At 57.4% G+C, this 26,296-nt stretch carries 25 protein-coding genes and 1 riboswitch; of the genes, 12 read left to right on the forward strand and 13 right to left on the reverse strand.

Going from position 1 to position 26,296, the window contains the following annotated elements:
* Position 1 precedes the first annotated feature (1 nt).
* The 3 genes from BJ887_RS17970 to BJ887_RS17980 form a co-directional block, all read right to left on the reverse strand.
* On the reverse strand, positions 2-823 hold the full coding sequence (locus BJ887_RS17970; RefSeq protein ID WP_020884292.1) for a serine protease: 822 nt from the start codon (positions 821-823) through the stop codon (positions 2-4).
* A 278-nt stretch (positions 824-1,101) separates the two neighbouring features.
* Complete coding sequence (asr, locus tag BJ887_RS17975; RefSeq protein ID WP_025204322.1) at positions 1,102-1,488, reverse strand: acid resistance repetitive basic protein Asr; 387 nt, start codon at positions 1,486-1,488, stop codon at positions 1,102-1,104.
* Positions 1,489-1,665: 177 nt separating this feature from the next.
* Positions 1,666-3,153, reverse strand: coding sequence for a carboxypeptidase M32 (locus BJ887_RS17980; RefSeq protein ID WP_121340221.1), 1,488 nt, complete (start codon positions 3,151-3,153; stop codon positions 1,666-1,668).
* Between the two features lie 156 nt (positions 3,154-3,309).
* Between BJ887_RS17980 and BJ887_RS17985 the strand changes: the two genes are divergently transcribed.
* Positions 3,310-3,672 (forward strand): cell envelope integrity protein TolA, encoded by a 363-nt coding sequence (locus BJ887_RS17985; protein WP_121340222.1) that lies wholly within the window; start codon positions 3,310-3,312, stop codon positions 3,670-3,672.
* Position 3,673: 1 nt separating this feature from the next.
* Here the strand turns inward: BJ887_RS17985 and BJ887_RS17990 are convergent, their stop codons facing one another.
* Positions 3,674-4,927 (reverse strand): MFS transporter, encoded by a 1,254-nt coding sequence (locus tag BJ887_RS17990; protein ID WP_032681138.1) that lies wholly within the window; start codon positions 4,925-4,927, stop codon positions 3,674-3,676.
* Between the two features lie 121 nt (positions 4,928-5,048).
* Between BJ887_RS17990 and BJ887_RS17995 the strand changes: the two genes are divergently transcribed.
* From BJ887_RS17995 to bioD, 3 genes are all read left to right on the forward strand, one after another.
* A complete protein-coding gene (locus tag BJ887_RS17995; protein WP_032678049.1) occupies positions 5,049-5,981 on the forward strand; it encodes a LysR family transcriptional regulator in 933 nt (310 codons plus the stop codon).
* A gap of 94 nt (positions 5,982-6,075) precedes the next feature.
* On the forward strand, positions 6,076-7,296 hold the full coding sequence (gene mlc, locus BJ887_RS18000) for a sugar metabolism global transcriptional regulator Mlc (RefSeq protein WP_121340223.1): 1,221 nt from the start codon (positions 6,076-6,078) through the stop codon (positions 7,294-7,296).
* A 130-nt stretch (positions 7,297-7,426) separates the two neighbouring features.
* Positions 7,427-8,122, forward strand: a complete 696-nt coding sequence (gene bioD / locus BJ887_RS18005) for a dethiobiotin synthase (protein WP_014169857.1) — start codon at positions 7,427-7,429, stop codon at positions 8,120-8,122.
* Here bioD and clcB read toward each other — a convergent pair.
* From clcB to BJ887_RS18045, 8 genes are all read right to left on the reverse strand, one after another.
* Positions 8,057-9,367: a voltage-gated ClC-type chloride channel ClcB gene (gene clcB, locus BJ887_RS18010; RefSeq protein ID WP_121340224.1), complete on the reverse strand. Its 1,311-nt coding sequence runs from the start codon at positions 9,365-9,367 to the stop codon at positions 8,057-8,059. The two genes, bioD and clcB, sit on opposite strands and share 66 nt — an antisense overlap.
* A gap of 168 nt (positions 9,368-9,535) precedes the next feature.
* Entirely contained in the window at positions 9,536-10,684 is a 1,149-nt protein-coding gene (gene osmV / locus BJ887_RS18015; protein WP_047357361.1) for an osmoprotectant ABC transporter ATP-binding protein OsmV, read from the reverse strand.
* On the reverse strand, positions 10,684-11,331 hold the full coding sequence (osmW, locus tag BJ887_RS18020; protein ID WP_014169860.1) for an osmoprotectant ABC transporter permease OsmW: 648 nt from the start codon (positions 11,329-11,331) through the stop codon (positions 10,684-10,686). Before osmW ends, osmV begins: the two co-directional genes overlap by 1 nt.
* Before the next feature lie 8 nt (positions 11,332-11,339).
* Positions 11,340-12,239 carry an osmoprotectant ABC transporter substrate-binding protein OsmX gene (gene osmX / locus BJ887_RS18025; protein ID WP_014169861.1) on the reverse strand — a complete coding sequence of 300 codons (900 nt, stop codon included), beginning with the start codon at positions 12,237-12,239 and terminating at the stop codon, positions 11,340-11,342.
* 18 nt (positions 12,240-12,257) lie between these two features.
* On the reverse strand, positions 12,258-12,968 hold the full coding sequence (gene osmY, locus BJ887_RS18030; RefSeq protein ID WP_059306006.1) for an osmoprotectant ABC transporter permease OsmY: 711 nt from the start codon (positions 12,966-12,968) through the stop codon (positions 12,258-12,260).
* A 273-nt stretch (positions 12,969-13,241) separates the two neighbouring features.
* Positions 13,242-13,985 (reverse strand): YoaK family protein, encoded by a 744-nt coding sequence (locus BJ887_RS18035; protein ID WP_121340225.1) that lies wholly within the window; start codon positions 13,983-13,985, stop codon positions 13,242-13,244.
* Between the two features lie 156 nt (positions 13,986-14,141).
* Complete coding sequence (locus tag BJ887_RS18040) at positions 14,142-14,765, reverse strand: glutathione S-transferase family protein (RefSeq protein WP_014169864.1); 624 nt, start codon at positions 14,763-14,765, stop codon at positions 14,142-14,144.
* Positions 14,766-14,871: 106 nt separating this feature from the next.
* Positions 14,872-15,165, reverse strand: a complete 294-nt coding sequence (locus BJ887_RS18045; protein WP_196480812.1) for a DUF1330 domain-containing protein — start codon at positions 15,163-15,165, stop codon at positions 14,872-14,874.
* 68 nt (positions 15,166-15,233) lie between these two features.
* On the opposite strand from BJ887_RS18045, the gene BJ887_RS18050 reads away from it, so the two are divergent.
* The 8 genes from BJ887_RS18050 to atzF all read left to right on the forward strand — a co-directional run bounded on the left by BJ887_RS18050 (position 15,234) and on the right by atzF (position 25,639).
* Entirely contained in the window at positions 15,234-15,686 is a 453-nt protein-coding gene (locus BJ887_RS18050) for a MarR family winged helix-turn-helix transcriptional regulator (protein WP_014169866.1), read from the forward strand.
* 216 nt (positions 15,687-15,902) lie between these two features.
* Positions 15,903-16,001, forward strand: a riboswitch (guanidine-I (ykkC/yxkD leader).
* Between the two features lie 57 nt (positions 16,002-16,058).
* On the forward strand, positions 16,059-17,117 hold the full coding sequence (locus tag BJ887_RS18055) for a putative urea ABC transporter substrate-binding protein (RefSeq protein WP_032681129.1): 1,059 nt from the start codon (positions 16,059-16,061) through the stop codon (positions 17,115-17,117).
* A 17-nt stretch (positions 17,118-17,134) separates the two neighbouring features.
* On the forward strand, positions 17,135-17,950 hold the full coding sequence (locus BJ887_RS18060; protein WP_104440204.1) for an ABC transporter permease: 816 nt from the start codon (positions 17,135-17,137) through the stop codon (positions 17,948-17,950).
* Positions 17,947-18,723: an ABC transporter ATP-binding protein gene (locus BJ887_RS18065; RefSeq protein WP_014169870.1), complete on the forward strand. Its 777-nt coding sequence runs from the start codon at positions 17,947-17,949 to the stop codon at positions 18,721-18,723. Before BJ887_RS18060 ends, BJ887_RS18065 begins: the two co-directional genes overlap by 4 nt.
* A gap of 13 nt (positions 18,724-18,736) precedes the next feature.
* Positions 18,737-19,444 (forward strand): urea amidolyase associated protein UAAP1, encoded by a 708-nt coding sequence (locus BJ887_RS18070; RefSeq protein ID WP_040019021.1) that lies wholly within the window; start codon positions 18,737-18,739, stop codon positions 19,442-19,444.
* Positions 19,445-19,455: 11 nt separating this feature from the next.
* Complete coding sequence (locus BJ887_RS18075; protein ID WP_047357368.1) at positions 19,456-20,088, forward strand: urea amidolyase associated protein UAAP2; 633 nt, start codon at positions 19,456-19,458, stop codon at positions 20,086-20,088.
* 152 nt (positions 20,089-20,240) lie between these two features.
* Positions 20,241-23,843: an urea carboxylase gene (uca, locus tag BJ887_RS18080; RefSeq protein ID WP_121340226.1), complete on the forward strand. Its 3,603-nt coding sequence runs from the start codon at positions 20,241-20,243 to the stop codon at positions 23,841-23,843.
* Entirely contained in the window at positions 23,840-25,639 is a 1,800-nt protein-coding gene (gene atzF / locus BJ887_RS18085; protein WP_121340227.1) for an allophanate hydrolase, read from the forward strand. The genes uca and atzF overlap by 4 nt, the downstream gene beginning before the upstream one ends.
* A gap of 18 nt (positions 25,640-25,657) precedes the next feature.
* Here the strand turns inward: atzF and dmsD are convergent, their stop codons facing one another.
* A complete protein-coding gene (gene dmsD / locus BJ887_RS18090; RefSeq protein WP_121340228.1) occupies positions 25,658-26,272 on the reverse strand; it encodes a Tat proofreading chaperone DmsD in 615 nt (204 codons plus the stop codon).
* Between the last annotated feature and the right edge of the window lie 24 nt (positions 26,273-26,296).

Consider the following 26,296-nt stretch of genomic DNA (forward strand, 5'->3'; position numbering starts at 1 on the left):
GTTACTGCTGCGCCAGTGCTTCCAGCTTGTCACGAAAACCGGTCACGGCTAAGGCCCGGTTATCTGCACGCCATCTGTCTTTTGCCGCTGGCGCAGAGCTTTGAACACCAATCAGCTGCCAGCCGTTATCCGTTTTTAACATCAGCGGCGAGCCGCTGTCACCGGGTAACGTATCGCACTGATGTGAGAGCACGCTGTTTTGCGCCCATCCTGTGACAATACAGTCCGTGTGGGTGTACAGCGCGTCCAGATGATCGACAGGGTAGCCTGATTGCGTCACCTTACGGTCGGCGGCTTTCAGTGCGGCAGTGAGCGCGGCTTTGTCTCCGTCAAATAACGGAAGCGGGGTAATGCCAGAAGGCGGGTAGCGCAAAATGATCAGGCCAAAATCCCAGGATGCCGCTGACGGAGGCACTATCCAGCCGTCACCGTCGGGCTTCAGACGTTTGCCGAGAGAAGCATCAACCCGTCCCTCAATACCGTGAATTTCATAACGCCACATCCCTTTTTGCGACACAAACCGCAGGGCAACGGCTTTGTCTGGCTTGCCGTCTGGCGGTGTCAGCAGGCAGTGGCCTGCCGTCAGGGCAAGTTGCGGGGTAATCAGCGTAGCGGTACATAAATTACCGCTGGCGGTTTCCAGTTGCCCGATAGCGTCCCAGGGTGCCTGGGTAGGATCGGCGACGCGCGTACGATCGTCATGACCGAAAAACAGCGTTTTAAGCTCTTTCGCGCTAATGGTTTCATCACCGCCATCATCCGCATGTGAGAATCCAGAAAAAAGACCAAACGTTCCCAGTAACAACACAACAGATTTACGCATATCACACTCTGGTGGGGGCAATTATGATTATTAAAAGTGAACCCTATGAAAATACTATAGACGGGACAGCGCTAAAGTGGGAGTAAAATCAGCGTGCTACGATCAGGAAAGATAAAAATGGCTTGCGATGAGCGCGCATAAAATAAGCAGGATAAGAATCAGCTCAAACCGATAGCGCCGCAGCATACGCCCTCCGGATAAAAAAAACGGCGCTGGACCTTTCCGGTTCAGCGCCGGTTTACCAACGTGCCCCGAAAGGCACGGTTAAGCTTGTACTCTTACGCAGCTGGCTGTGCAGCTGGTTTAGCAGCTTCGTGTTTTACTGCTTTTTTGTGATGCTTTTTAGCGGCCTGGGCTTTCTGTTCTACAGCAGGTTTGGTCGCTTTTTTGTGGTGCTTTTTAGCGGCCTGCGCTTTCTGCTCTACAGCCGGTTTAGCGGCATCTTGTTTAACGGCTTTTTTGTGGTGTTTTTTAGCAGCCTGGGCTTTTTGCTCTGCAGCAGGTTTAGCGGCTTTATGGTGTTTCTTGTGGTGTACGGTTTTTGCCGGAGCAGCAGTCGTTGTTGCAGCTGGAGCAGCAGCCGGTGCAGCAGTGGTTTCAGCAGCAAACGCAGCAGAAGACAGACCCATAGCAGCGGCAACAACCAGAGCTAATACTTTTTTCATGTTCATACCCTCGAATTTGGTTTTTCATTTAACCCCACTGCGGGGCCGTTGAAAGAACTATATCCCTGTAAATTCGGGGTTTCCGTGAGTGATTGGTATCGGCGTGTAACGGAATGTACAAAGGGCGGTACAGGGTGCGCAAAAGGAAAACGGCCGGAGCGTACTCCGGCCGCTGGATTACAGATAACGGGACGTCAAATGCTCGCGGAAGTAACGGATATTCAGGTCTTCACCCGTCGCCTGGGTAATCAGTTGCGAAGTGGTGAAGCGGCTACCGTGCTGCCAGATGTTCTGACGCAGCCAGTCAAACAGGGCGGAGAAATCGCCCTCAGCGATGGAGGACTGCAGACCCGGCAGCGCCGTTTTGGCTGCATGGAACAATTGCGCAGCGTACATCGCGCCGAGCGTGTAGGACGGGAAGTAGCCAAAACCGCCGTCGGTCCAGTGAATGTCCTGCATACAGCCGTTGCGGTAGTTATCTTTGGTTGATAACCCGAGCCAGGCCTGCATTTTCTCATCCCACAGTGCCGGAATGTCATCCACCTCGATATCGCCATTGATCAGCGCACGTTCAATTTCATAGCGCAGCACCACATGTGCCGGGTAGCTGACTTCGTCGGCATCGACGCGGATATAGCCCGGTTTCACGCGCTGGTTCCAGGCAATAAAGTTCTCTTCACTGAACGCCGCCTGACTGCCAAAACGGGCGTGAACCGCAGGGAGGAGATGTTTAAGAAAAGCGTCGCTGCGCCCCAGCTGCATCTCAAAGAACAGGCTCTGGGATTCGTGGATCGCCGTTGAACGGGCCAGCGCGACAGGTTGACCGGCCCACGTTCGCGGCAGGTTTTGCTCGTAGCGCGCGTGTCCGGTTTCGTGGATCACGCCAAACAGCGCGCTGAGCAGCTCGTCCTCATCATAACGCGTGGTGATGCGCACATCTTCCGGCACGCCACCGCAGAACGGGTGTGCACTGACGTCCAGGCGACCGCCGTTAAAATCAAAGCCGAGCATCTTCATGGCTTCAAGCCCGAGTTCACGCTGCGTTGCCGTCGGGAAGGGGCCCTGCGGCGGAACGAACGACTGCTGAGCCTGTTTTTCCACAACGTTTGCCAGCAGGTCCGGCAGCCAGGATTTCATATCCGCGAACAGTACGTCCAGGCGCGCGCTGGTCATGTCCGGTTCGAAAATATCCAGCAGCGCGTCGTAAGGGCTGCAGCCTTTGGCTTCAGCACGCAGACGAGCCTCCTCGCGGCTCAGTTTGACGACTTCTTTCAGGTTGACGGCAAACCCCTGCCAGTCATTGGCCGGGCGCTGGGTACGCCAGGCGTGCTCACATTTGCTGCCTGCCAGCGATTTGGCTTCCACCAGCGCTTCCGGCAACAGCGACGCCTGCTGGTAATGACGCGTCATTTCACGCAGGTTGGCTTGTTCAATATCATTCAGGTCCTCACCGGCCGCGGCGGACAGCCATTCACCCACCTTTTTATCGGTCAGGATCTGGTGTTGCAGAACGCTCATTTCGGCCAGCGCTTCACCGCGCGCGGCACTGCCGCCCGGCGGCATCATGGTAAACATATCCCAGCTGGCGATGGAGGAGAGGTGGGAGAAACGGGAGAGGCGCTGGAAGGTGCGGGTGAGTTGTTGGTAGTGGCTGTTTTCGCTCATTTCGTTTTCTCTTTGCAAGGCGATGTTTCAGGCATGAAGAGTGAGTAGTATCAAAATTCCCGCCTGAATCCAAGCCATTACCCCTTAGAGTTTGGTGCTATTTCGTTCAGTAACGCTGTGTTATAACCCTAAAAAAAAACGACTGCCGGATGGAAAATGAACAAGGTTGTGAGTGTAGGGATTGCAGTGTTGCTGACGGGATGCCAGACACATCATCATGACATAATCCCGTTCAACACCGAAGAAGACTCCGCGCACGCATGGGCGTTTGCGTATGTGGAAACAGTGAAACAAAGGATGACAACCACAGAGCAGTATGAAGGGAAGCTCTGCTCGTTAAAGATTCACCAGCCCAAAGGCGCGGCCTATGTGACCAATATTCAGGTGGTAAAAGGCAGCGATCCTGAGCTGTGTAAGGCCGCCATTGCGGCCTTACAGTCTGCCAGTGACGATCATGTGCTCCCAGTGGTACCTGATGAGCGTATCGGGGAAAACTACACGCTCGATTTCAAACCCTGAATCAGTGCAGCCGCTGGTGTAAACGGGTCCCTACCAGCAGCGCCCCGCAGAGCATCAGCGCAATAAAACCGCCCACGCCGTTCCAGCCATAGTTATGCCAGAACACCCCACCCAGCGTCCCCGCAAAGCTGGAGCCGAGGTAATAGCTGAACAGATACAAAGACGACGCCTGGCCTTTGGCCCGGCGAGCGCGTGGCCCAATCCAGCTGCTGGCCACCGAGTGAGCGGCGAAGAAACCGGCAGAGAAAAGCAGCATCCCGGCGAAGATAAGCCACAGGGAGGCGAAAAGGGTCATCAACAGGCCGAGCAGCATGACGGCCGTAGAGACCAGCATAACCGGACCGCGTCCAAAGCGGGCCGTCATCGCTCCGGCTTTAGGTGAACTCCACGTGCCGGTGAGATACGCCACAGAGAGCAGACCCACCACCGCCTGGCTCAGGTGCCACGGGGAGAGCATCAGGCGATAACCGATATAGTTAAACAACGTAACGAATGAGCCCATCAGCAGAAAGCCGGTCAGGAACAGCAGTGGCAACCCTTTGTCACGCCAGTGCAGACGGAAGTTGATAAACAGCGTTTTCGGGCGCAGGGAGGTGGAACGAAAATGACGTGATTCCGGAAGGATTTTCCAGAACATCAGCGCAGACGCAAGGGCAAAGCAGCCGATCACCGCCAGCGCAATACGCCAGTTAAAGAAGTCCGTAAACACCCCGCTCAGCAGACGTCCACTCATTCCGCCAATCGAGTTCCCGCTGATGTACAGCCCCATAGAGAAGGCGACAAAGCTCGGGTGGATCTCTTCGCTGAGATAGGTCATCCCGACCGCCGCCACGCCGCTCAGGGATAACCCAATCAGCGCGCGCATCACCAGGATACCGTGCCAGCTGGTCATCATCGTGGAGAGTAACGTACAAATCGAAGCCAGCATCAGGGCGGTAACCATCACCTGTTTACGGCCAATGGCGTCGGAAAGTGGCCCGGTGAAAAGCAGACCAATCGCCAGCATGCCGGTAGAGATGGAGAGCGAAATACTGCTGCTGGCAGGCGATACGCCAAATTCATGGGAAAGAACAGGCAGGATCGGCTGAACGCAATAGAGCAGGGCGAAGGTTGCCAGACCCGCTGAGAAAAGCGCCAGCGTGACGCGCATAAACTGGGGGGTACCACGTTTAATGAACTGAACCGGCTGCGATGCTGCGGGTAAATCATCAATATCTCTGGCCGGATCGATATCAATGGTAGATGTACGACTCACACAATGTCCTTGCTTAAACATCCCCGTGGTTTCGGGTGACGGGTATGACCACACGATCAGAGTAGGAAAATGTAAATATTCTGTCTAATATATTAATAATCTCAAATGATACTTTAAAAATATGAATATCGAACTGCGTCATCTGCGCTACTTTGTCGCCGTCGCTGAAGAGCTTCATTTTGGCCGCGCGGCGGCAAGACTGAATATCTCACAACCCCCGCTAAGCCAGCAGATCCAGATCCTTGAGCAACAGGTCGGGGCGCGCCTTCTGGCACGGACCAACCGCAGCGTGAGCCTGACGGCGGCCGGGAAGCAATTTCTGGCCGACAGCCGACAAATTCTCAGTATGGTGGATGAGGCGGCAGCCCGGGCAGAGCGGCTTTATCTCGGGGAAACCGGAGAGTTGCGGATTGGGTTTACCTCGTCTGCACCGTTTATCAGCGCTGTTTCGCAGACCCTGTCGTCGTTTCGCCGGCATTTTCCGGATGTGCATATTCAGACGCGCGAAATTAATACCCGCGAGCAAATCGCTCCGCTGAATGAAGGTTCTCTTGATTTAGGTCTGATGCGTAACACCCAACTCCCGGATACGCTGGCGTGGCAGGTTATTCTGCGCGAACCGTTAATGGCAATGATCCCGCACGATCATCCGCTCGCCTCGCGTTCGGCGGTCACGCTGGCAGAGCTGGCAAAAGAGCCGTTTGTTTTTTTCGACCCGCAGGTAGGTACCGGTCTGTACGACGATATTCTGGGCCTGTTACGACGCTACGATCTTGCCCCGATCATTACGCAGGAAGTCGGGGAAGCGATGACCATCATTGGGCTTGTCGCGGCGGGGCTGGGTGTCTCTATTCTTCCGGCCTCGTTTAAACGGGTACAATTGCGTGAAATGCGCTGGGTTGCTATCGCCGAAGACGATGCTGTTTCGGAAATGTGGCTGGTATGGTCGAAACATCATGAGCAGAGCCATGCAGCGCAGCGGTTTAAAGCACAGCTGTTAAGCGCCTCTGCAGGACGATATTTAGAGGGAAAAGTGGGTAAAAATGTGCAGTAAATCACATGGCTAAGTAAATATTTGACGACGGCCATTGAAGTGCTTCACCATAGCCCACAGTTTATTTCGATGCTCGAAAATAAGGGAGTACGAGGTGGTTGCTGATAGTCAGCCAGGGCACATTGATCAGATTAAGCAGACCAACGCTGGCGCGGTTTATCGCCTGATTGATCAGCTTGGCCCGGTTTCGCGTATCGATCTTTCGCGCCTGGCACAACTGGCACCTGCCAGTATTACCAAGATTGTTCGTGAAATGCTGGAAGCCCACCTGGTCCAGGAGACGGAAATTCAGGAGCCGGGCAGCCGCGGCCGTCCGGCGGTCGGCCTGGTGGTGGAGACCGAAGCGTGGCACTACCTGTCACTGCGCATTAGCCGGGGAGAGATCTTCCTTGCCCTGCGCGATTTAAGCAGCAAGCTGGTGGTAGAAGACCGGCTGGAGCTGCCGCTCAAGGCTGAACAATCGCTCCTCGATGCCATTGTCACCCATATCGATCACTTCTTTATTCGCCATCAGCAACGCCTTGAACGCTTAACGGCCATTGCGATCACCATGCCGGGTATTATTGATACCGAAAATGGAATCGTGCACCGCATGCCGTTTTACGACGATGTTAAAGAGATGGCGCTGGGCGAGGTGCTGAAAAATCACACCGGCGTGCCGGTCTATATTCAGCATGACATCAGCGCCTGGACGATGGCGGAGGCGCTGTTTGGCGCATCCCGCGGCGCAAGGGACGTGATTCAGGTGGTGATTGACCATAACGTCGGGGCGGGCGTCATCACCGACGGACGCCTTCTGCATGCCGGAAGCAGTAGCCTGGTCGAAATCGGTCACACGCAGGTCGATCCCTACGGCAAGCGCTGTTACTGCGGCAACCATGGCTGTCTGGAAACCATCGCCAGCGTGGAAAGCGTGCTGGAGCTGGCGCAGGTCAGGCTCAGCCAGTCCATGAGCTCTTCGCTGCACGGACAACCGTTGACCGTCGATTCACTCTGCGCCGCAGCGCGTCAGGGGGATCTGCTGGCAAAGGATATTATTACCGGAGTGGGGAATAACGTTGGCCGCATTCTGGCCATTATGGTGAATCTCTTCAACCCGCAAAAAATCCTGATTGGCTCACCGCTGAGTCAGGCGGCGGAAATCCTCTTCCCGGCTATCTCTGCCTGTATTCATCAACAGGCGCTCCCGGCCTACAGCAAAAATATTGCCGTGGAAAGCACCCAGTTTTCCAATCAGGGCACCATGGCTGGTGCAGCCCTGGTCAAGGACGCCATGTACAACGGCTCGCTGCTGATCCGCCTGTTACAGGGTTAACTCTTTTCCGCAGATGTACGAAAAATTGCGCTATCTCAAGCTGGGTAGCGCACGCATCCCGTAGACTTCCCCCACTGAATTATTTCTCTGGTTTATATTTTCGAAGCATACCCAAGAGGTGGAATGAGTCATGCTTAAGCGTTTCTTTGTTACGGGTACAGATACCTCTGTCGGCAAGACCGTTGTATCCCGCGCGTTGCTACAGGCTCTGGCAGCAAGCGGTAAACGCGTTGCAGGGTACAAACCGGTCGCAAAAGGCAGTAAAGAGACGCCCGAAGGATTGCGGAATAAAGACGCCCTGGTGTTACAAAGCGTCTCGTCACTGGAACTGCCATATCACGCGATCAATCCCATTGCCTTAAGCGAAGATGAAAGCAGCGTGGCGCACAGCGGTTTGATTAATTACACCCTGTTGTCCGACGGTCTGGCGAACCTGAGCGAGATGGCCGACCATGTCGTGGTGGAAGGTACCGGCGGATGGCGCAGCCTGATGAACGATCTGCGCCCGCTTTCTGAGTGGGTGGTGCAGGAGCAACTGCCGGTGATCATGGTGGTCGGTATTCAGGAAGGGTGCATCAACCATGCGCTTCTGACGGCGCAGGCGATTGCCAATGACGGATTGCCGTTGATTGGCTGGGTCGCAAACCGTATCAACCCGGGCCTGGCGCACTACGCGGAAATCATCGACGTGCTCAGCAAAAAACTGCCGGGACCGTTGGTGGGCGAGCTGCCTTATTTGCCGCGTGCCGAACAGCGTGAATTAGCGCAGTACATCGATCTCTCTTCCCTCGGTCGCATGTTGTCCGTAGATCGAGTCGTGGCGTAACGTCCGCGACAAGACGGACGCGATCACGCAGGCAATCAGCAAACCGGGCAGCAAAAAATACTGCCCGGTCATTTCACAGACCATCAACGCAGACATAATGGGCGCATGGGTCGTCGCGGCGAGTAACGTCGCCATGCCTGCCAGCCCCAGCAAAATCACCGTTTCAGACCCCGGAAACCACAGCCCGAAGAGTTGTGCAAACAGCATTCCTGTGGCCAAGCCGACAAACAACGTCGGTGTGAAAACCCCGCCCGGCGCGCCAGAACCGCTGCTTGCCAGTACCGCCAGCAATTTACAGATAAATACACCTGCTATCACGGACAGCAGTGGTGGGGCGAACAGAAAAGCCTGAACCACGCTGTAGCCATTCCCCCACACGTCAGGCGTCAGGAGCGACAGCAGCCCGACGATCGCTCCGCCGAGCGCCAGTTGCCAGGGCGGCGAAAGCCTGAGACGCAGAAATAACGAATGGCTGAACGCCATTAGCCACATCAGCAGCGGTCCGCACAGGCCCGCCAGCAGACCTGTCGCGACAAGCAGGCCATAATCTGCCGCACTGAGTAGGCCACTCAGATGGACGTCATAGAGCGTACCGGCACCGGGCGCTAAGAGTCGCGTGGTAAGCAGGGCTACCACCGCCGCAATCACCACCGGCCCGAGCGAGGCCAGCATCAGCGTGCCAAACAGAATTTCGGCAATAAACAGGCTGCCGGCCAGGGGCGCGTGATAGGCGCTTGCCATCCCGGCCGCGGCTCCGCAGGCAATCCATAATTTCCATTCGGATTTCGGCGTAAAGCGTTGGGCGAAAAAGGAGGCGGCCAGCGCCGCAAGCAGGATCATGGCACCTTCGCGGCCGATGGCGCTCCCGCTGGAGACAACCAGCAGTGACGCAAGGGATTTTACGAGGCTCGAGCCATAATCAAACTGGCCGTCGCCCGTCTCCAGCGCTTCCATGTAATCGGTCGGCGCATGAGGACGTTGTGCCGTAAGCCGCTGCCATCCCCACAACAATAACCCCGCCGCCAGCCCTCCCAGCGCGGGCGTCAGCGCGCGACGCCACGGGGATAACGCCGCCGCGGCATTCACCAGACTGCCGCTGTTGTTACTGAGAAACAGCCACTCCAGCAGATACATGCTGTGGCGGAACACCGCGACGGCCAGCGCGGCCAGTATGCCGGTAAGGGTGGCAATCAGAAGTCTGCGAAACATCGCGCGGATGTCGGGATAAGCGTGAAGACGTTGCATGGGCCGCAATTAAACGTGGGAGATACAATATTGTGAGGGGAAATCGCGGGGTTAGCAAAAGGTATGCGTGCGATGAACCGTGTCGGCCTGAGCAAACGCGCTGTAGGGGAGCGTGCCGCCGGGCAGGTCAGCGCCATACGTCTGGCCCGCCCGGCGGAGTGTTTTCGCTTAACTCTCGCTGTGAATATTCAGCGCCCGGCGCGTACGGCCGGAGCTGAGATACTCGGCAATATAATCCTGTGAGATCTCGCCGTTATAGCGGCCCTCTTCGTCGACAATCGGCATCCAGCTGGTGTTGCTCTCATACAACCGTGAAAGCACCACGCGCAGGTTATCCTCCGCTTTGCCGGTCATACGGAACGGATGCAGGATATCGGCACAGGTGCCGCTGGCATTACGCGCTTCCCGACGCTTCACAAAGCCCAGCGGTTTACCCCGATCGTCCACGACGGTAATGGCGCGAATATCGTTGTCATCCATGGTTGCAAAGGCCTCAGAAAGCAGGGTAGAGCCCCGCACGGTGAGGGTCGGTTGCTGGTCGGTGACATCGCCTGCCGATACCAGCAGCAAACGCTTGAGCGTACGGTCCTGGCCGACAAACGAGCCGACGAACTCATTCGCCGGTTTTGCCAGCAGTTCGTCCGGGCTGGCGCACTGGACAATACGCCCCTGGCGGAAGACGGCGATACGATCCCCAAGCTTCAGGGCCTCGTCGATGTCATGGCTGACCAGCATCACGGTCTTTTTCAGTTTGCGCTGCATCTCCAGGAACTGGTTCTGGATCACCTCGCGGTTTATCGGGTCCACCGCACCGAACGGTTCATCCATCAGCAGTACCGGAGGATCCGCCGCCAGGGCGCGGATCACGCCGATACGCTGCTGCTGACCGCCGGACATTTCACGCGGATAGCGGTTGAGAAATTTATGCGGGTCCATGGCCACCATATCCATCAGCTCTTCAGCGCGGGTTTTACACCGGGCTTTATCCCAGCCCAGCATGCGCGGCACCACGGTGATGTTCTCCTCAATGGTCATGTTCGGGAACAGACCAATCTGCTGAATAACGTAGCCAATATTGCGGCGCAGGGTCACGGTATCCATCCCGCTGGTGTCTTCGCCGTTAATCAGGATCGTGCCGCTGCTTGGTGCGATCAGACGGTTAATCATCTTCAGGGTGGTGGTTTTCCCACAGCCTGACGGGCCAAGCAGGACGCACATTTCCCCTTCAGGCACGTTGAGGTTGACGTTGTCGACGGCCTTAACGCTCTGGCCGTGTTTTTGCGAAAATTGTTTGGTGAGGTTTTCCAGTTTTATCATTATCGTATCCCCTTTGGAGTCAGAACGACCTGCAGACGATGCAGCAGCCAGTCGAGCACAATCGCTAAAAGACAGATCATCAGTGCACCCGCAATTAACATACGAATATCGCTACCGCCGATGCCGTTAAGCAGCAGCAGGCCAAGACCGCCAGCGCCAATCACTGCGGCAATGGCCATCACGCCGATGTTCATCACGACGGCGGTGCGGATGCCGCCAAAAATCACCGGCAGTGCCATCGGGATTTCAACCCAGCGCAAACGCTGCCAGAAGGTCATCCCGATACCGCGTCCGGCTTCACGCAGGCCCGGCGGCAGGCTGTCCAGCGCGGTATGGGTGTTACGCACAATTGGCAGCAACGAGTAGAGAAACACCGCCGTGATAGCGGGCAGGGCGCCAATGCCCTGACCGATCAACGAAAAGAGCGGGATCATCAGGCCAAACAGCGCAATGGACGGTATTGTCAGCACGATGGTGGCAATCCCCAGCACCGGCGTCGCCAGCCATTTGTGGCGGACAATCAAAATCCCCAGAGGGACGCCGATGAGTATGGCTAGCCCAACCGCCAGCGCCACCAGCCACAGGTGTTGCAGCGTCAGGGTTAACAGATAGTCCCAGTTATCCAGAATGTAGTGAATCGTCTCCATAGCGCCTCCTACAGCAACTGTTTGCTACGCAGGAAATCACGGGCGACCTGCTGCGGTGACTGATGGTCGATATCCACCTTCTTATTCAGTTCGGTGATAACGTCGTTATTGAGCTGGGCGGAGAGAGTATTCAGCGCCTCTTTCAGACCCGGATTGGCGTCAAGGGTGTCTTTACGCACCACGGGAGTGACCGCATAGCTCGGGAAGAAGCCTTTATCATCTTCCAGCACCTTCAGGTCGAAACCTTTTACCCGCCCGTCGGTGGTATAGATAAGCCCGGCATCGACGAAACCGTCCCGCACCGCGTTATAGACCAGGCCCGGGTCCATCTGGCGGATCTGCGGGCGATCCAGTTCCATGTTGTATGCCGCCTGCAGCGGTTTCATCCCGTCGCTGCGTCCGGCAAATTCGAGGTCCAGACCCAGCAGCCAGTTTTTATCCGGATCGGTTTTACGGATCTGCTCAATCTTTGCGACCATTTCAGACATGGTGTTGATGTGTTCCGCTTCGGCGCGTTTACGCTGCATGGCGAAGGCGTAGGTATTGTTCATATCGGCGGGGTTGAGCCATACCAGACCGTGCTTCGCGTCCAGGCGTTTCACCGTCTCGTAAGACTCCTGTGGCGACATGCGCTTGTTGATGTGGTTAAAAATGATTAACGACGTGCCGGTGTACTCCCAGGTCATATCAATTTGTTTGTTGATCATCGCGTTGCGGGAAATGACCGTGGCAATATTGGTCTGTGGCTGGACCTGAAACCCCTTCTTTTGCAGATACTGGACGGTCATGGCCGAGAGAATGTGCTGCTCGGTAAAGCTCTTGGTCGCCAGGATCAGCGGGGCCGCTATCGCCTGGCTGGTGAACAGTGCCGCGGCACACAGCGCCGTCAGGCTGGATATCAGTCTCATAAAAGCTCCTTGTTATTGTTATCGAGCGAGATGTGGACTCATCACGCGACCCAGCGCAGCCAGCAGGGTGTCGAGGATCAGAGCAAACAGGGCGGTGGCCGCCGCGCCGAGGATCAGTGTCGGGAAGTCGTTGAGGTAGATACCGGGAAAAATCAGTTCGCCGTAGCTGCTGGCACCAATCAGGAAGGCCAGCGGGGCGGTACCCACGTTGATGGCGGTGGCAATGCGGATCCCGGAGAGCATTACTGGCCAGGCGTTGGGAAGTTCGACCTGGCGCAGACGCTGCCATTTCGTCATCCCAATGCCATTAGCCGCTTCCAGTAACGACGACGGAACCGAGCACAGTCCGGCATAGGTGTTTCGCACTATCGGCAGCAGCGAGGCGAGGAACAGGGCGATAATCGCAGGCGTATCACCGATACCAATCACCACCATTGCCAGCGCCAGAACGGCCAGCGGCGGCAGGGTATTACCGACGTTAAAGATCTGCATCACGTATTCAGCGATACCGCGTGCTGACGGGCGGCTCAACAAAATGCCGCTGGGAATACCCATCAGCAGGGCAAAGAACATGGATGAGAATACCAGGATTAAATGCTGTTGCCCGAGGTAAATCAGGTCAACCTGACGCGCCTTAATTGTATCCAGCCCAATTCCCCAGGTGAGGAGGGCAACGACCACAATAATGGCGCCGACAAAAAGCAGCGAACGTTTGAGTAATGGGTGCATTGCGATGTGTCTCCCTGTGCGCATGCGTTATAGCAACCACGGGTTGCCTGTTGTTATGCCATGTTTCGGCAGGGGTAGATGACCTATAGCAAGCGTTTGGGATGGGTTCCAGCGAAGGGGGAAAATCAGTAACCCTATGAAATTAGTGACAACCTTAGGTTAAGCCTTATGGAGCAAGGGCTGGCTGTGGGGCAGACAGAATTGTCCTAAAGCGTAATTTAAAATGTGACAGTGTCACATGGCGTGAGCGTCTCCTCACGCCTGCGACCCTCATTATCGGCTGAAGGCGGCGCGCACCCGGCGAACGCGCACTGAGGTGCTGATGATGGAAAAGGCGGCGACAACGACGAGCATCACCCCAAGCGCCAGCATGGCGTTAAACCCAATCCACCTGAACAGGAGTAGCCCGGCGATACCGCCGGTAATAAACGAGAAAATGGTGGTTAAGTGGGTTTTGAGCTGACTTTTTTGCGCTGCCGTATCTTTGGAATAATCCCGGCGGAGCATCGCCACCAGGACCGAGGCCAGAGATATTCCCGCGTCCGTCAGCGTGCCGGTAATATGGGTTGATCTTACCCGGCCGCCGGAAAGCTGGGTCGATGTTGAATTATGAATCCCCATCAGACCACAAAGAAAGATAATAATTTCACGGTTAGTCGTGAGGGCATGGAAATACATCTCGTAACAGGAAACGCCGGTCAGTAATAATCCCTCGACCAACAGTATCTGGCAAAAAACCAGCCTGATATTATGGATAATCCCCCATAACACGATGATACGGGCCATGATTGCGCCGGCAACAAAAGACAGAATAATGGCGCCAAAGAACAACATATCATTCAGATCGGTAGAGGAAACTTCGCTGGATAATTGGGAGGTATTGCCGGTCATATGGGAGGGAAAAAAGCCAAATGCCCCGAGGGCGATGGCGTTGAGCAAGCCTGCAGAGGTCGCCAGCCAGAGTGCGAGCAGGCGATCCTCCTGATGCGTTCGTTCTTTTTTGAGTTTAATCAGCAAGAATACCTCCGGGTTGAGCTTTGCCTGACTATTCAGGCTAGCAAAGCGGTGCAAGGGGCTGTCCAGGATATTGCTTAATTATTATTCCTGATAACGGCATTCAGGGTTTTGTAATTAAATAAAATATCCTTGCTGAATGTGTGTGGGCTGAAAAACTTACACCATACCGTTATTCCCGTGACGTAAAAATGCCGGTCGCTGATTAAGCCGTTCGAACCAGGCGTTAATTGCCGGCACATCAGGCTTATCAAATGGCGTCATTTTCCAGCGGTTCACCGAAAGACCAAGTACCACGTCTGCAAGGGTAAACACCTCGCCCGCCGTATAGGCTGCGGTGCGTTGCAACTGCTCCTCCAGAATAGCAATGCAGTGGTTCCACGCTTTAATTCCGGCGGCAATACGCTCCGGGTCGTTATAGTCCGGGTTATTGCGTCCCAGTGCCGGAAAGACATACCGCCAGGCATTGTTAAATTCGCTTGCCTGCCAGTCCATCCAGCGTTCGACGTTGGCGCAGGCCTGCGGTTCCGTTGGCAGGAGATCCTCACGGCCGGCTTTACGGGCCAGATAACGGCAGATTGCGTTAGATTCCCAGAGGACGAACTCGTCATCGAGCAGCACGGGAACCATGGCGTTGGGATTCAGGGCGCGGAACGCAGCGGTTTGCGTGGAGGCAAAACCGCTGCCGTAGTCTTCCTGGTGATACTCGATACCCGCTTCTTCGCAGGTCCAGAGCACTTTACGTACGTTGATCGAGGTTGTCTTGCCCAGGATGCTTAACATGATGCCGGTGTCCTTTTAGAGATGCAGTGTTTAAAAACTCTACACCGGTTCTGGCGAACGGGTGGAGAAATCTGGAAACGATACCGCAGGCAAGGAAACGAAACGCTTAGTCAGTGGTGACAACGAACATTTTTGCCTGCTGTGCCAGCTGGCGTTCAGCTTTAATCGGGGCATATTTTTCCGAATGGTAAAACGCCAGCGCCTGCTGCAGTGAAGGGAACTCAAAAATGCCAGCAAAGGGTAGCGGTTCTTCATCGCCTTCAAGGACTTCAACAACAGGACCAAAATGCAGAATTTTGCCGCCGGCCTCTTCAAGTGCCAGTCTGAAGCGAGGGGCAAGATTGGCCTGCCGTGCAGGGTCGATAACACGTAAATTGATATGGATAAATGCGGGCATCATGATACCTTGAATAGCGTTAATAGTGTATATACACTATTTTATCTCACCGTATCTGTCGAGCGTAAAGTATGAACACTGTTGATCTGGCGTTACTAAAAACCATCCCCGAAACCTGTCCGGCGTATCAGGCACGTGCAACCGCACGGGCTATTACGCGTTATTACAACGCCTGCTTCAGACCTTATGAATTGACGGCAGAACAGTTCAGCCTGCTGGTGGGGATCGGCGGTGGCGTAAATGAAACGGTGGCAGGGCTTGCATCAAAGGCCGGGGTGGATGCAACCACACTGAGCCGAAACATACGGATTATGGAGTCCCGTGGGGTTATTGAATCAACGGGGGGGCGCGGACGCCGTGGAAAACAACTTAGCCTGACCGCGCAGGGGTGGGCGCTTCTGACATCCGTGATCCCCGTATGGCAGTCCGCAAGAGAGGAATTGTCACGTAAAATGGGAAGCGAGCAGCTCAGCCTGACGACGACGATGATGAAAGACCTGGCAAAAACCAGCACATCATTTTGAGCCTTTCCTGCTGTCGCAGACACGTTCTGTGGGCAACGCCGTCAGCACCACGCGTCATCCCAAAGAGCACCAGCACGGTGCACTCAACTCGCCGTGTCTCACCAAAACGGTGAAACAGCCTGCACAGGCAGACTTAACAGTTTAATAATTAACATAAAAAATTCTGGCATATCCCTTGCAACGCTTAACACTGAAGGGCAGCACACCACAATTTGAAAAATAGCTGGCTAGGGTTCCGGTTCACTGCGGTGAATGGCTGGTCCAAGAGCTGGCGACCTCTGAGAGGTTACACGGCGGGACAAAAGCCCGGGAGACAGCAGCACCTGAAGGTGTCGCGCTGCCCCCTAATTTTGTGCCACTCAGAGGTCAAGCATGAAGAAAACGCCATTATTCCGCACCCTGGTACTCTCCCTGGCGATGCTGGTCAGTCTCCCCACCTTTGCTGCGGTGAAGAAAGAGTTCAACGTCTGCTGGACCATCTACGCCGGCTGGATGCCCTGGGGCACCCTCAGCAGTAGCAAAATCATCGATAAATGGGCCGATAAATACGGCATCAAAATCAATGTTGTTCAGCTCAACGACTATATCGAATCCATCAACCAGTACACTGCGGGCCAGTTTGACGGCTGCACCATGACCAATATGGATGCGCTGACCATACCGGCCGCGGGCGGCGTTGATACCACGGCGCTGATCCTTGGCAGCTATTCAGAAGGCAACGACGGCGTGGTGATGAAGGGCGAGGGCAAAACGCTCAACGACCTGAAAGGGATGAAAGTCTACCTGCCTGAGCTCTCTGTTTCCCACTATCTGCTGGTGCGCGGCCTGGAAAAAGCCGGCCTGGCCGAAAAAGACGTCACCGTGGTAAACACGTCTGACGCGGACATCGTCTCCGCTTTTGGCACGGCAAATGTGCAGGCGGCGGTAGCCTGGAACCCGCAGCTGTCGGTCATCAAAGGCACGCCAAAAACAACAGAAGTGTTCAGCTCCTCTCAGGTACCGGGTGAGCTTATCGACATGATGGTGGTCAACAGCGAAACCCTGAAAGACAACCCGGCGCTTGGCAAAGCATTAACCGGCGCATGGTACGAGATGATGGGGCTGATGAAAGCGCAGGATGCCACCGTGCTCAACGCAATGGCCGCCGCCTCCGGTACCGATCTGGCCGGTTATCAGGCGCAGCTGAAAACAACCCATCTGTTCTATACCCCGCAGGACAATATTGCCTTTTTAACGTCGCCGGAGCTGGCGAAAACCATGCAGCGCGTGGCCACGTTTTCGTTCGATAAAGGGCTGCTGGGCGATGGGGCGCAAAGCGCGGATTTCATCGGCATGCGCTTCCCGGGCAATGTCACCCAGGGCGATGCCAGCAACGTGAAGCTGCGCTTTGACGACAGCTTCGTGAAAATGGCCGCTGCCGGCACGCTGTGATAACGGACGGAACATCCATGCGACAAATTAATCGCCATCCCACGCCCGGCATGCGGCTGATGCTCGTGATGCTGCCTTTCGTCCTGCTGTTGGCCGCATACTTTTTCGGTTCCGCGGTCAGGCTGGAGGCTAACCCGCAGGACAAGCTGCTGCCTGGCCTGCAGCAGATGCTGGACGCGCTATCACGCATGGCGTTTACCCCGGATAAACGCAGCGGTGACTATCTGTTCTGGGTGGACACGCTGGTGAGCCTTGCCCGTCTTCTGACGGGGCTGGTCATCGCCTCGATCATCGGCCTCTGTGTTGGCGTCACCGCCGGTGTTTTCCCGCTGTGGCGCGCGTCGCTCTCGCCGCTGATGACGGTGCTGTCGATGATCCCGCCGCTGGCGATCCTGCCGGTGCTATTTATCGTTTTCGGGCTGGATGAACTGTCGAAAGTGATGCTGATTGTCATCGGCATCACTCCGATGCTGGCGCGCGATCTGGAGCATCGCGCGTGCGAAATCCCACCGGAGATTCTGATCAAAGCCCAGACGCTGGGTGCCAGCAGCTGGACGCTGGTGTTGCGCGTGGTGCTTCCGCAGCTGTTATCGCGGCTGCTGACCTCGCTGCGTCTGCTGCTGGGGTCGGCATGGTTGTTTCTCATTTCGGCGGAGGCCATCTCCTCAACCGCCGGGCTGGGCTATCGCATTTTCCTCGTGCGCCGCTATATGGCGATGGATGTGATCATTCCGTACGTCCTGTGGATCACGCTGCTGGCCTGGCTGATGGATCTGGCCCTGCGCCAGTTACATAAAACCTGGTTTCCCTGGGCGGAAGGAGGGAAGGCATGAGCTTTATCACCATCAACAATATCTGGCAGGAGTACGGCGACCACGTGGTGCTGGAGCGCCTCAATCTGCAGGTGAAAGAGGGCGAGTTCTGCTCAATGGTGGGGGCCTCTGGCTGCGGAAAATCCACGTTTTTGCGCCTGCTGCTCGGTCAGGAAGCGCCCAGCCGAGGGTCCATTACGCTGGATGGTAAACCGCTGCGCGCCGAGCCGGACAGCAGCCGGGGCGTGGTGTTTCAGCGCTACTCCGTTTTCCCGCATCTCAGCGTGCTGGATAACGTCACCATAGGTCTGGAACTGCCGCAAGCGCCGCTGTTCGGGCGACTGTTTGGGGCAAAGAAACGCGCGGCGCGTGAGCGGGCCACCGGGATGCTGGAAAAAGTCGGTCTCGGGCATGCGATGCACAAATACCCGGCCCAGCTTTCCGGCGGTATGCAGCAACGTTTAGCCATTGCGCAGGCCTTCATCATGCAGCCGCGCGTGTTGCTGCTGGATGAGCCGTTTGGCGCCCTGGACCCGGGTATCCGTAAAGATATGCACGCCTTGTTGCTTCAACTGTGGGGGGAGACCCGCATGACTGTCTTTATGGTCACCCACGATCTTTCGGAAGGCTTTAACCTCGGCACCCGCTTACTGGTGTTCGACAAAGTGCGCCTCGACCCGCAGGCGCCCAACGCCTTTGGCGCCCGTATTACCTACGACATTCCGCTCAACGAGACGCGGCTCTCCGCGCTGAGTGGAACGGCTCCCGATAACGTTTATGCATTAAGGGGTTAACACCGTGAATACCATGACCATGTTACGTGAAGAGATCCTGCCCGGCGGCGGTCACCTCTCATTTGTGCTTAAGCGCGGGCAGATCCTGCGTATGACCGACATTGAAGGTGGAGCAAACGTCAGCCTGCTGATGCTGAATCCGCACGAGAAAAGTGAACGTCTGAACCTGCCCGACACCCTGAAAGGCCAGCACACCGCACGTCTGACCGCCGGACATTGCTTTTACTCCGACATGGGACGCGTGCTGGCAGGCATCACCGCAGATACCTGCGGCTGGCATGACCCGTTTGGCGGCGTACTGAACGCCGCCGAGGTGACTGAAAAGTATGGCCAGGGACGCTATCAGGAACTGCGCAACGGGTTTTACCGAAACGGAACGGACAACCTGCTGGTGGAGATGGGGAAGTGGGATCTCAATCTCGAAGATCTGCTGATGGTGGTCAACTTCTTCAGCAAAGTCACCGTCGATGACCGCGGTCAGTTCACCTTCCACGGCGGTTATTCGCAGCCGGGCAGTTACGTGGAGCTGTACGCCCCCATGGACACGCTTGTGGTGATGACCGCGCTGCAGCATCCGATGGATCCGTCCCGGGAATATGCCCCACGACCGGTCGCGCTGAGCTGGCGACAGGCTGAGGATGAAGAGGGGGCCGTTAACGCGCTTCTGACGCGCCCGGAAAACGAACGCGCCATGACCAATACCCGGCTTTTCGCCCTGTAAGGAGCAGTAAAATGACCATGATCTCTGAAAAGCATGTGCAAGACGCGGTATTTCGCCACGTGATACCGGCAGGTGAACCGTACCTGTTCGAGGTGAAACAAGGGCAGACGTTGCGCCTGCTCGACCTGGAAGGTAACCAGGCGGTCGACACGCTGTTCTACAATGCCGATAACCCGCGTGAACGTTACGATGCGCAGCGCACATTGCGCCGTCAGAACAACGCCTATCTCACGCGTAGCAGCGTCCTGTACTCCAGCCTCGGTAACCCCCTGCTGACCATTATCGACGATACCTGCGGGCGTCACGATACCCTCGGCGGGGCCTGCGCCCAGGAGAGCAACACCGTGCGATACGCCCTCGATAAACGCCATATGCACAGCTGTCGCGATAACTTCCTCTGCGCCTGTCTGCACGATGGACGTCTGCAAAAACGTGACATCACGGCCAACATCAATTTCTTTATGAACGTGCCGGTGACGCCAGAGGGCGGGCTGACGTTTGAAGATGGCATCTCCGCGCCGGGGAAATACGTCGACCTGCGCGCCGAGTGCAACGTCATTGTACTGATTTCCAACTGTCCACAGCTGAATAACCCCTGCAACGGCTGGAACCCAACGCCCGCTGAGGTGCTGGTATGGAACTGACGCCCACCCGCTGGCAGCGACTGCGCCAGGCGCTGTACCGCCTGTTTGAAGTCCGTGCCGGACGCATTCTGCCGTAACCGCTTTTTCCCCCATGGACGACCATGGGTGAGCCGATTTTCGGCGGGACGACCCGCCACGATTGAGTCTGACCTATGTTGACGACACTCCTGATTGCGAACCGCGGGGCGATAGCCTGCCGCATTTTACGCACCCTGCGCACCATGAAAATTCGTGGTGTGGCAGTCTATTCCGAGGCGGATATCAGCAGCCTGCATATCCGCGAGGCCGATGAAGCGCTGAGTCTGGGCGATGGCCCGGCGGCGAACACCTATCTGGATAGCACGAAGATCATCGCCGCCGCGAAAGCCAGCGGCGCACAGGCCATTCATCCGGGCTACGGTTTTCTCTCGGAAAACGCCGCGTTCGCCGAAGCGTGTGACGCCGCGGGGATTGCCTTTGTGGGCCCCACGCCGGAACAGCTGCGTCTGTTTGGGCTAAAACATACCGCTCGCGCGCTGGCGAAAACGCATGGGGTTCCGATGCTGGAGGGCACCGACCTGCTGGCCGATGTTAACCAGGCCGTCACCGCTGCCGCCGAAGTGGGATATCCGGTGATGCTGAAAAGCACGGCGGGAGGCGGCGGTATCGGTATGCGCGTCTGCTATGACGCAGAAGATCTGCGTGACGCGTTCGATGCGGTAGTACGTCTGGGGAAAAATAACTTCAGCGACGCGGGTGTCTTTATCGAAAAGTACATTGAGCGGGCGCGTCATCTGGAAGTACAGCTGTTTGGCGACGGCAAGGGCGAGGTGATTGCCCTCGGCGTGCGCGACTGCTCTGTGCAGCGGCGTAACCAGAAAGTGCTGGAGGAGACGCCCGCGCCAAACCTGCCGGCGGGCATGGTGCAGTCACTGTGCGAGGCGGCGATAACGCTCGGTAAAGCGGTCAACTACCGCAGCGCGGGCACCGTTGAATTCGTCTATGACAGCGACGCCGCCCGCTTTTACTTCCTTGAGGTGAATACCCGTTTGCAGGTGGAGCACGGCGTGACCGAACAGGTGTGGGGCGTGGATCTGGTACGCTGGATGATCGAACTTGCCGCCGGAACGTTGCCGCCACTGGCGACACTGCGTGACACCCTGAAACCGGAGGGGCATGCCATTCAGGCCAGGATCTATGCCGAGAACCCGGGCCGCCAGTTCCAGCCTTCACCGGGACTGCTCACCGACGTGGCTTTCCCGTCCGATGACCGCGTTACGCTGCGCATCGACAGCTGGGTTGAGGCCGGATGCGAAGTCCCGCCGTTTTTTGACCCCATGTTAGCCAAAATGATCGCCTGGCAGCCGACACGCGAAGCCGCTATCCGCGTGCTGCATACCGCGCTGGGGGAGACCCGTCTTTATGGCGTTGAAACCAACCGCAGTTATCTGCAGCAGATCCTGACCTTCGCACCGTTTGCCGCAGGTGAGCCCTGGACCCGCTGTCTTGAGCACCTGATGTACCAGGCGTCCACGCTGGAGGTGCTCAGCGCCGGTACGCAGACCACGGTACAGGATTACCCGGGACGCACAGGCTACTGGGCGGTTGGCGTTCCGCCATCCGGGCCAATGGACAGCCTGGCGCTGCGTCTGGGTAACCGTCTGCTGGGCAATAAAGACGATGCCGCCGCGCTTGAGATCACCCTCAGCGGCCCGACGCTGAAATTCAACTGCGATGCGCAGCTGGTGGTGACGGGCGCTGAAATTGCGCTCACGCTGGACGGTGAACCGCTGGCCAATAATCACGTTTTTCGCGTCCGTGCGGGCATGACGCTGCGTATGGGAGAGATCCGCGGTGAGGGCGTGCGAAGCTATCTTTGCCTGCGCGGCGGGTTTAACGTGCCGGAATATCTGGGCAGTAAAAGCACCTTCACGCTGGGGCAGTTCGGGGGGCACGCCGGACGGGCGCTCCGCACAGGTGACATTTTGCACCTGGCGCCGTTAACCGAGCCGGTAGCGGACGCGCCGCTGCCGCAGGCGCTGCACACGAGGCTGGACGCGGTGCGCGAACTGCGGGTGATTTACGGCCCGCACGGTGCACCGGAGTATTTCACGCCGGATTACATCGCGACGTTTTTCGCCACCGAATGGGAAGTGCATTTCAACTCCAGCCGGACGGGGGTACGCCTGATTGGCCCGAAACCGGAGTGGGTTCGCGACAGCGGCGGCGAGGCGGGTCTGCATCCGTCGAACATTCATGACAATCCGTATGCCATCGGCGCGGTGGATTTTACCGGCGATATGCCGGTGATCCTCGGCCCGGATGGCCCAAGCCTGGGCGGGTTTGTCTGTCCGGTCACCATCATCGAGGCCGATCTGCACGCGGTAGGGCAACTGAAGGCGGGAGATTACGTTCGCTTTGTGCCGGTGGATATTGCCACCGCGCGACGGCTGGCGCAGGCGCAGGAGCGCCAAATCGCCAGCCTGACCCCGCAACCTGTCACATGGCAACCTGCCGGTCTGGACTCACCGATTGTGCTGACGCAGGGGACGGACGATAAACGTCTGGTGGCGAGAGTGTCGGGTGATACCCATCTGCTGCTGGAGATTGGCGAGCCTGAGCTGGATCTGGTGCTGCGTTTTCGCGGCCACGCGCTGATGCAGGCGCTGGAGGGCCGGGCGCTGAAAGGCGTTATCGATCTCACGCCGGGGATCCGCTCCCTGCAAATTCATTATCAGCCGGAAACGCTGCGCCTGGATAGCCTGCTGGAGGTGATCGCCGGGCTGTGGCAGGGCGTTTGTGACCAGGACTCGCTGGACGTGCCGTCGCGCATCGTCTGGCTGCCGCTCTCCTGGGACGATCCGGCGTGTCAGAAAGCCATCGACAAATACATGACCACCGTGCGCCGCGATGCGCCGTGGTGCCCGAGCAACCTGGAGTTTATCCGTCGCATAAACGATCTGGCTAACATCGATGAAGTGTATAAAACGGTGTTCGACGCCCGTTATCTGGTGATGGGGCTGGGGGATGTTTACCTCGGCGCGCCGGTGGCCACGCCGCTCGACCCGCGACACCGTCTGGTGACCACCAAATACAACCCGGCGCGTACCTGGACGGCGGAGAACTCGGTGGGCATTGGCGGGGCATACCTCTGCATCTACGGTATGGAAGGGCCGGGCGGGTATCAGTTTGTGGGGCGAACCCTGCAGATGTGGAATCGCTATCGCACGGTAGAGGATTTCGGCGGCAAGCCCTGGCTGCTGCGTTTCTTCGATCAAATTCGCTTTTATCCGGTCTCAGCCGGGGAGTTGCAAACCATCCGCCAAGATTTCCCGCTGGGGCGTTATCCGCTGCGTATTGAACACACCACGCTGAAACTGGCGGAGTATCAGCAGTTTCTGGCTGACGAAGCACCTGAGATTGAGGCATTCCGTGCGCATCAGCAGGCGGCGTTTAACGCCGAGCGTGAGCGCTGGATAGCGGGCGGGCAGGCGCATTTTGACAGCAGCGACGAAACGACGGATGACGGTGACGACGTGCCGTTACGGTCGGGAGAATCCGGTGTTGAAAGCCCGGTTGCCGGCAACCTGTGGCAGGTGAACGTTGTGGTCGGCAACACCGTGCGCGAAGGCGATGTGCTGGTGGTGCTGGAGTCGATGAAAATGGAAATCCCGTTAGTTGCCACTCAGGACGGCGTGGTCAGTCAGGTCCGTGTCCAGCCGGGGTCGTCGGTGCGGGCGGGCCAGTGCGTGGTCGTTCTGGAGAAAACAGCATGAAGCCTCTTTATGATTTACGTCTCTCTGTGCTGGCAGAGGCATACCGTGAAGGCCAGATCGCCCCGCGTGAGGTGATAACGGCATTACGCGAGCGCGCGCTGGCGCTGAACCCGTCATTTAACGCTTTTATTTATCTGCTCACCCCTGAAGAGCTGGAGCCGTACCTTGCTGCGCTGGAGGGCGTAGCGCCGGACGCGCTGCCGCTGTTCGGCGTGCCCTTTGCCATCAAAGACAATATCGATCTGGCGGGGATCGACACCACCGCCGCCTGTCCGGCGTTTGCGTATCGGGCAGAACAGGATGCAACGATAGTTTCGCAGCTGATTGCGCTGGGGGCGATTCCTCTAGGGAAAACTAACCTCGATCAGTTCGCTACCGGCTTAAACGGTACGCGTTCGCCGTATGGCCCATGTCGTAACAGCGTTCATCCGGATTACCCGTCCGGTGGATCCAGCGCGGGGTCGTCGCTGGCGGTCGCCCTGGGGCTGGCGAGCTTCGCGCTGGGAACGGACACGGCCGGTAGCGGGCGCGTACCGGCCTCGCTGAATAATCTGGTCGGCCTCAAGGCAACCAAAGGACTCATCTCCACGGCAGGGGTTGTGCCTGCCTGCCGCACGCTGGACTGCGTCACGTTTTTCACCGCGACAGCAGCAGAGGCCAGCCAGCTGCTGGCACTCACGGCGCGACAGGATCCGCGTGACGAATACAGCCGGTCCAACCCGACGTGGAACGGCCCTCAGGCTTTTGGTGCCCCTGCTGCGGGCTTTCGCTTTGGCGTGCCGGAGACGCTAGAGTTTCTCGGCTGTGCAGAAAGCGAGGCGCTGTATCACCGCGCAAAGACGAGGCTTATCGCGCTGGGGGGCGTGCCCGTGACTCTCGACTTTGCACCGTTTCTGGCGGCCGCGAAACTGCTCTATGACGGCCCGTGGGTCGCCGAGCGTTATCACCTCGCGGGTGCGCTGATTGAACGCCAGCCCGATGCGGTGTTACCGGTTATACGTGATGTCCTGCAAAACGCGCCTGCAGCCACTGCGGTGGCGGCGTTTGACGCGCAGTACAAACTCCAGCGGTATAAAGCCGAATGCGATGCCATGATGGCCGACCTGGATTGCGTATTAATTCCGACGTATCCCCGCCCGGTGAGTCTGGCTGAGCTGGCCGATGAACCGGTTAAAAGCAACTCGGCGCTGGGCATCTATACCAACTTTATGAACCTGCTCGACTATGCCGCCGTAGCGGTCCCGGTCGGTGAAATGAACAATGGGCTGCCATCCGGCGTCACGCTGTTTGGCCGCGCGTTTACCGATCAGTATCTGCTCAGTCTGGCCGATGCGTTACAACGTCACACAAAGTTAACGTTACCGGGCAATCGTGCCATGCTGGACGACGCGCCGACCTGCACCGCAACCCATGACCGCCTGCGGATAGTGGTCTGCGGTGCGCATATGGACGGTCTGGCGCTCAATGTTCAGTTACGTGAGCGCGGAGCACGCCTTGTAGACGCGACCACCAGCGCACCTCATTACCGTCTGTATGCGCTGGCGGACGGTAAACGTCCCGGAATGGTTCGGGTGGCAGACCAGGGGGCCGGGATTGCGGTCGAAGTCTGGGAGCTACCGCACAGCGAAGTGGGGTCGTTTCTCGCCGGGATCCCCGCACCTCTGGGGCTGGGAAAAATCGAGCTGCAGGATGGACGCTGGTTGACCGGGTTTATCTGCGAGGCGTATGGCCTGGAGGGGGCACGGGATATCACGGAATTTGGTGGCTGGAGAGCCTGGCTTGCCCGGAAGCGGTGAGCAAGCCAGGTGCTGGCGTTAGCGGTACAGCGTTTTTTCCGCGACCGGAATAATTAACGTGTCCTGCCAGTCCGCGAGCGTCAGCTGTGCGAGTTTGCCCAGTGCGGTGTAGAACGGATGCCCGGCGTTTTCAACAAACACGGACAGGAAGCGGGTACTCCACGGCAGCAGGTGCCACGCCAGAAGTTGGTCGCGTTCAGCGTCGCGGCCATTTTCTGCCAGCCACGCGGCCAGTAACAGCAGGGTACCGATGTGATCTTCCGGTTCGTTCTGCTTCATCTCGAAGGCAATGTTGTTTTCACGCATCCACTGGCGCAGCGCGAGGGTAGAGTCGCCGAAGAGCACAGATTCCCGATCCAGCCAGACGGAACCCCACGGCGGTGACGGCAGGGCGTAAGGGCCAATAAACAGACGTTGCCAGGCATATTTCAACGCTTCATCGGATGGCGTTTTGAACGCATCTGCAACGGACTGCAGCGTTTCCGGCGCCAGCGGCCAGTCCTGAATCCAGTCGCCTGCGGTGAGCGCCTGCACCAGCGGCGCAGTCTCCTCACTATCCGGAGCAAAATAAAACAGCGCGCCCAGTACCCGGGCGCTGAACGCGAACGAATCACGCTGTGAGACTTCTTTCATGACTACCTTCCTTGCTCGCGCGGA

The sequence above is a fragment of the Enterobacter sp. WPR_3_1 genome (assembly GCF_003635055.1).
In the GTDB taxonomy this organism is placed as follows: domain Bacteria; phylum Pseudomonadota; class Gammaproteobacteria; order Enterobacterales; family Enterobacteriaceae; genus Enterobacter; species Enterobacter ludwigii.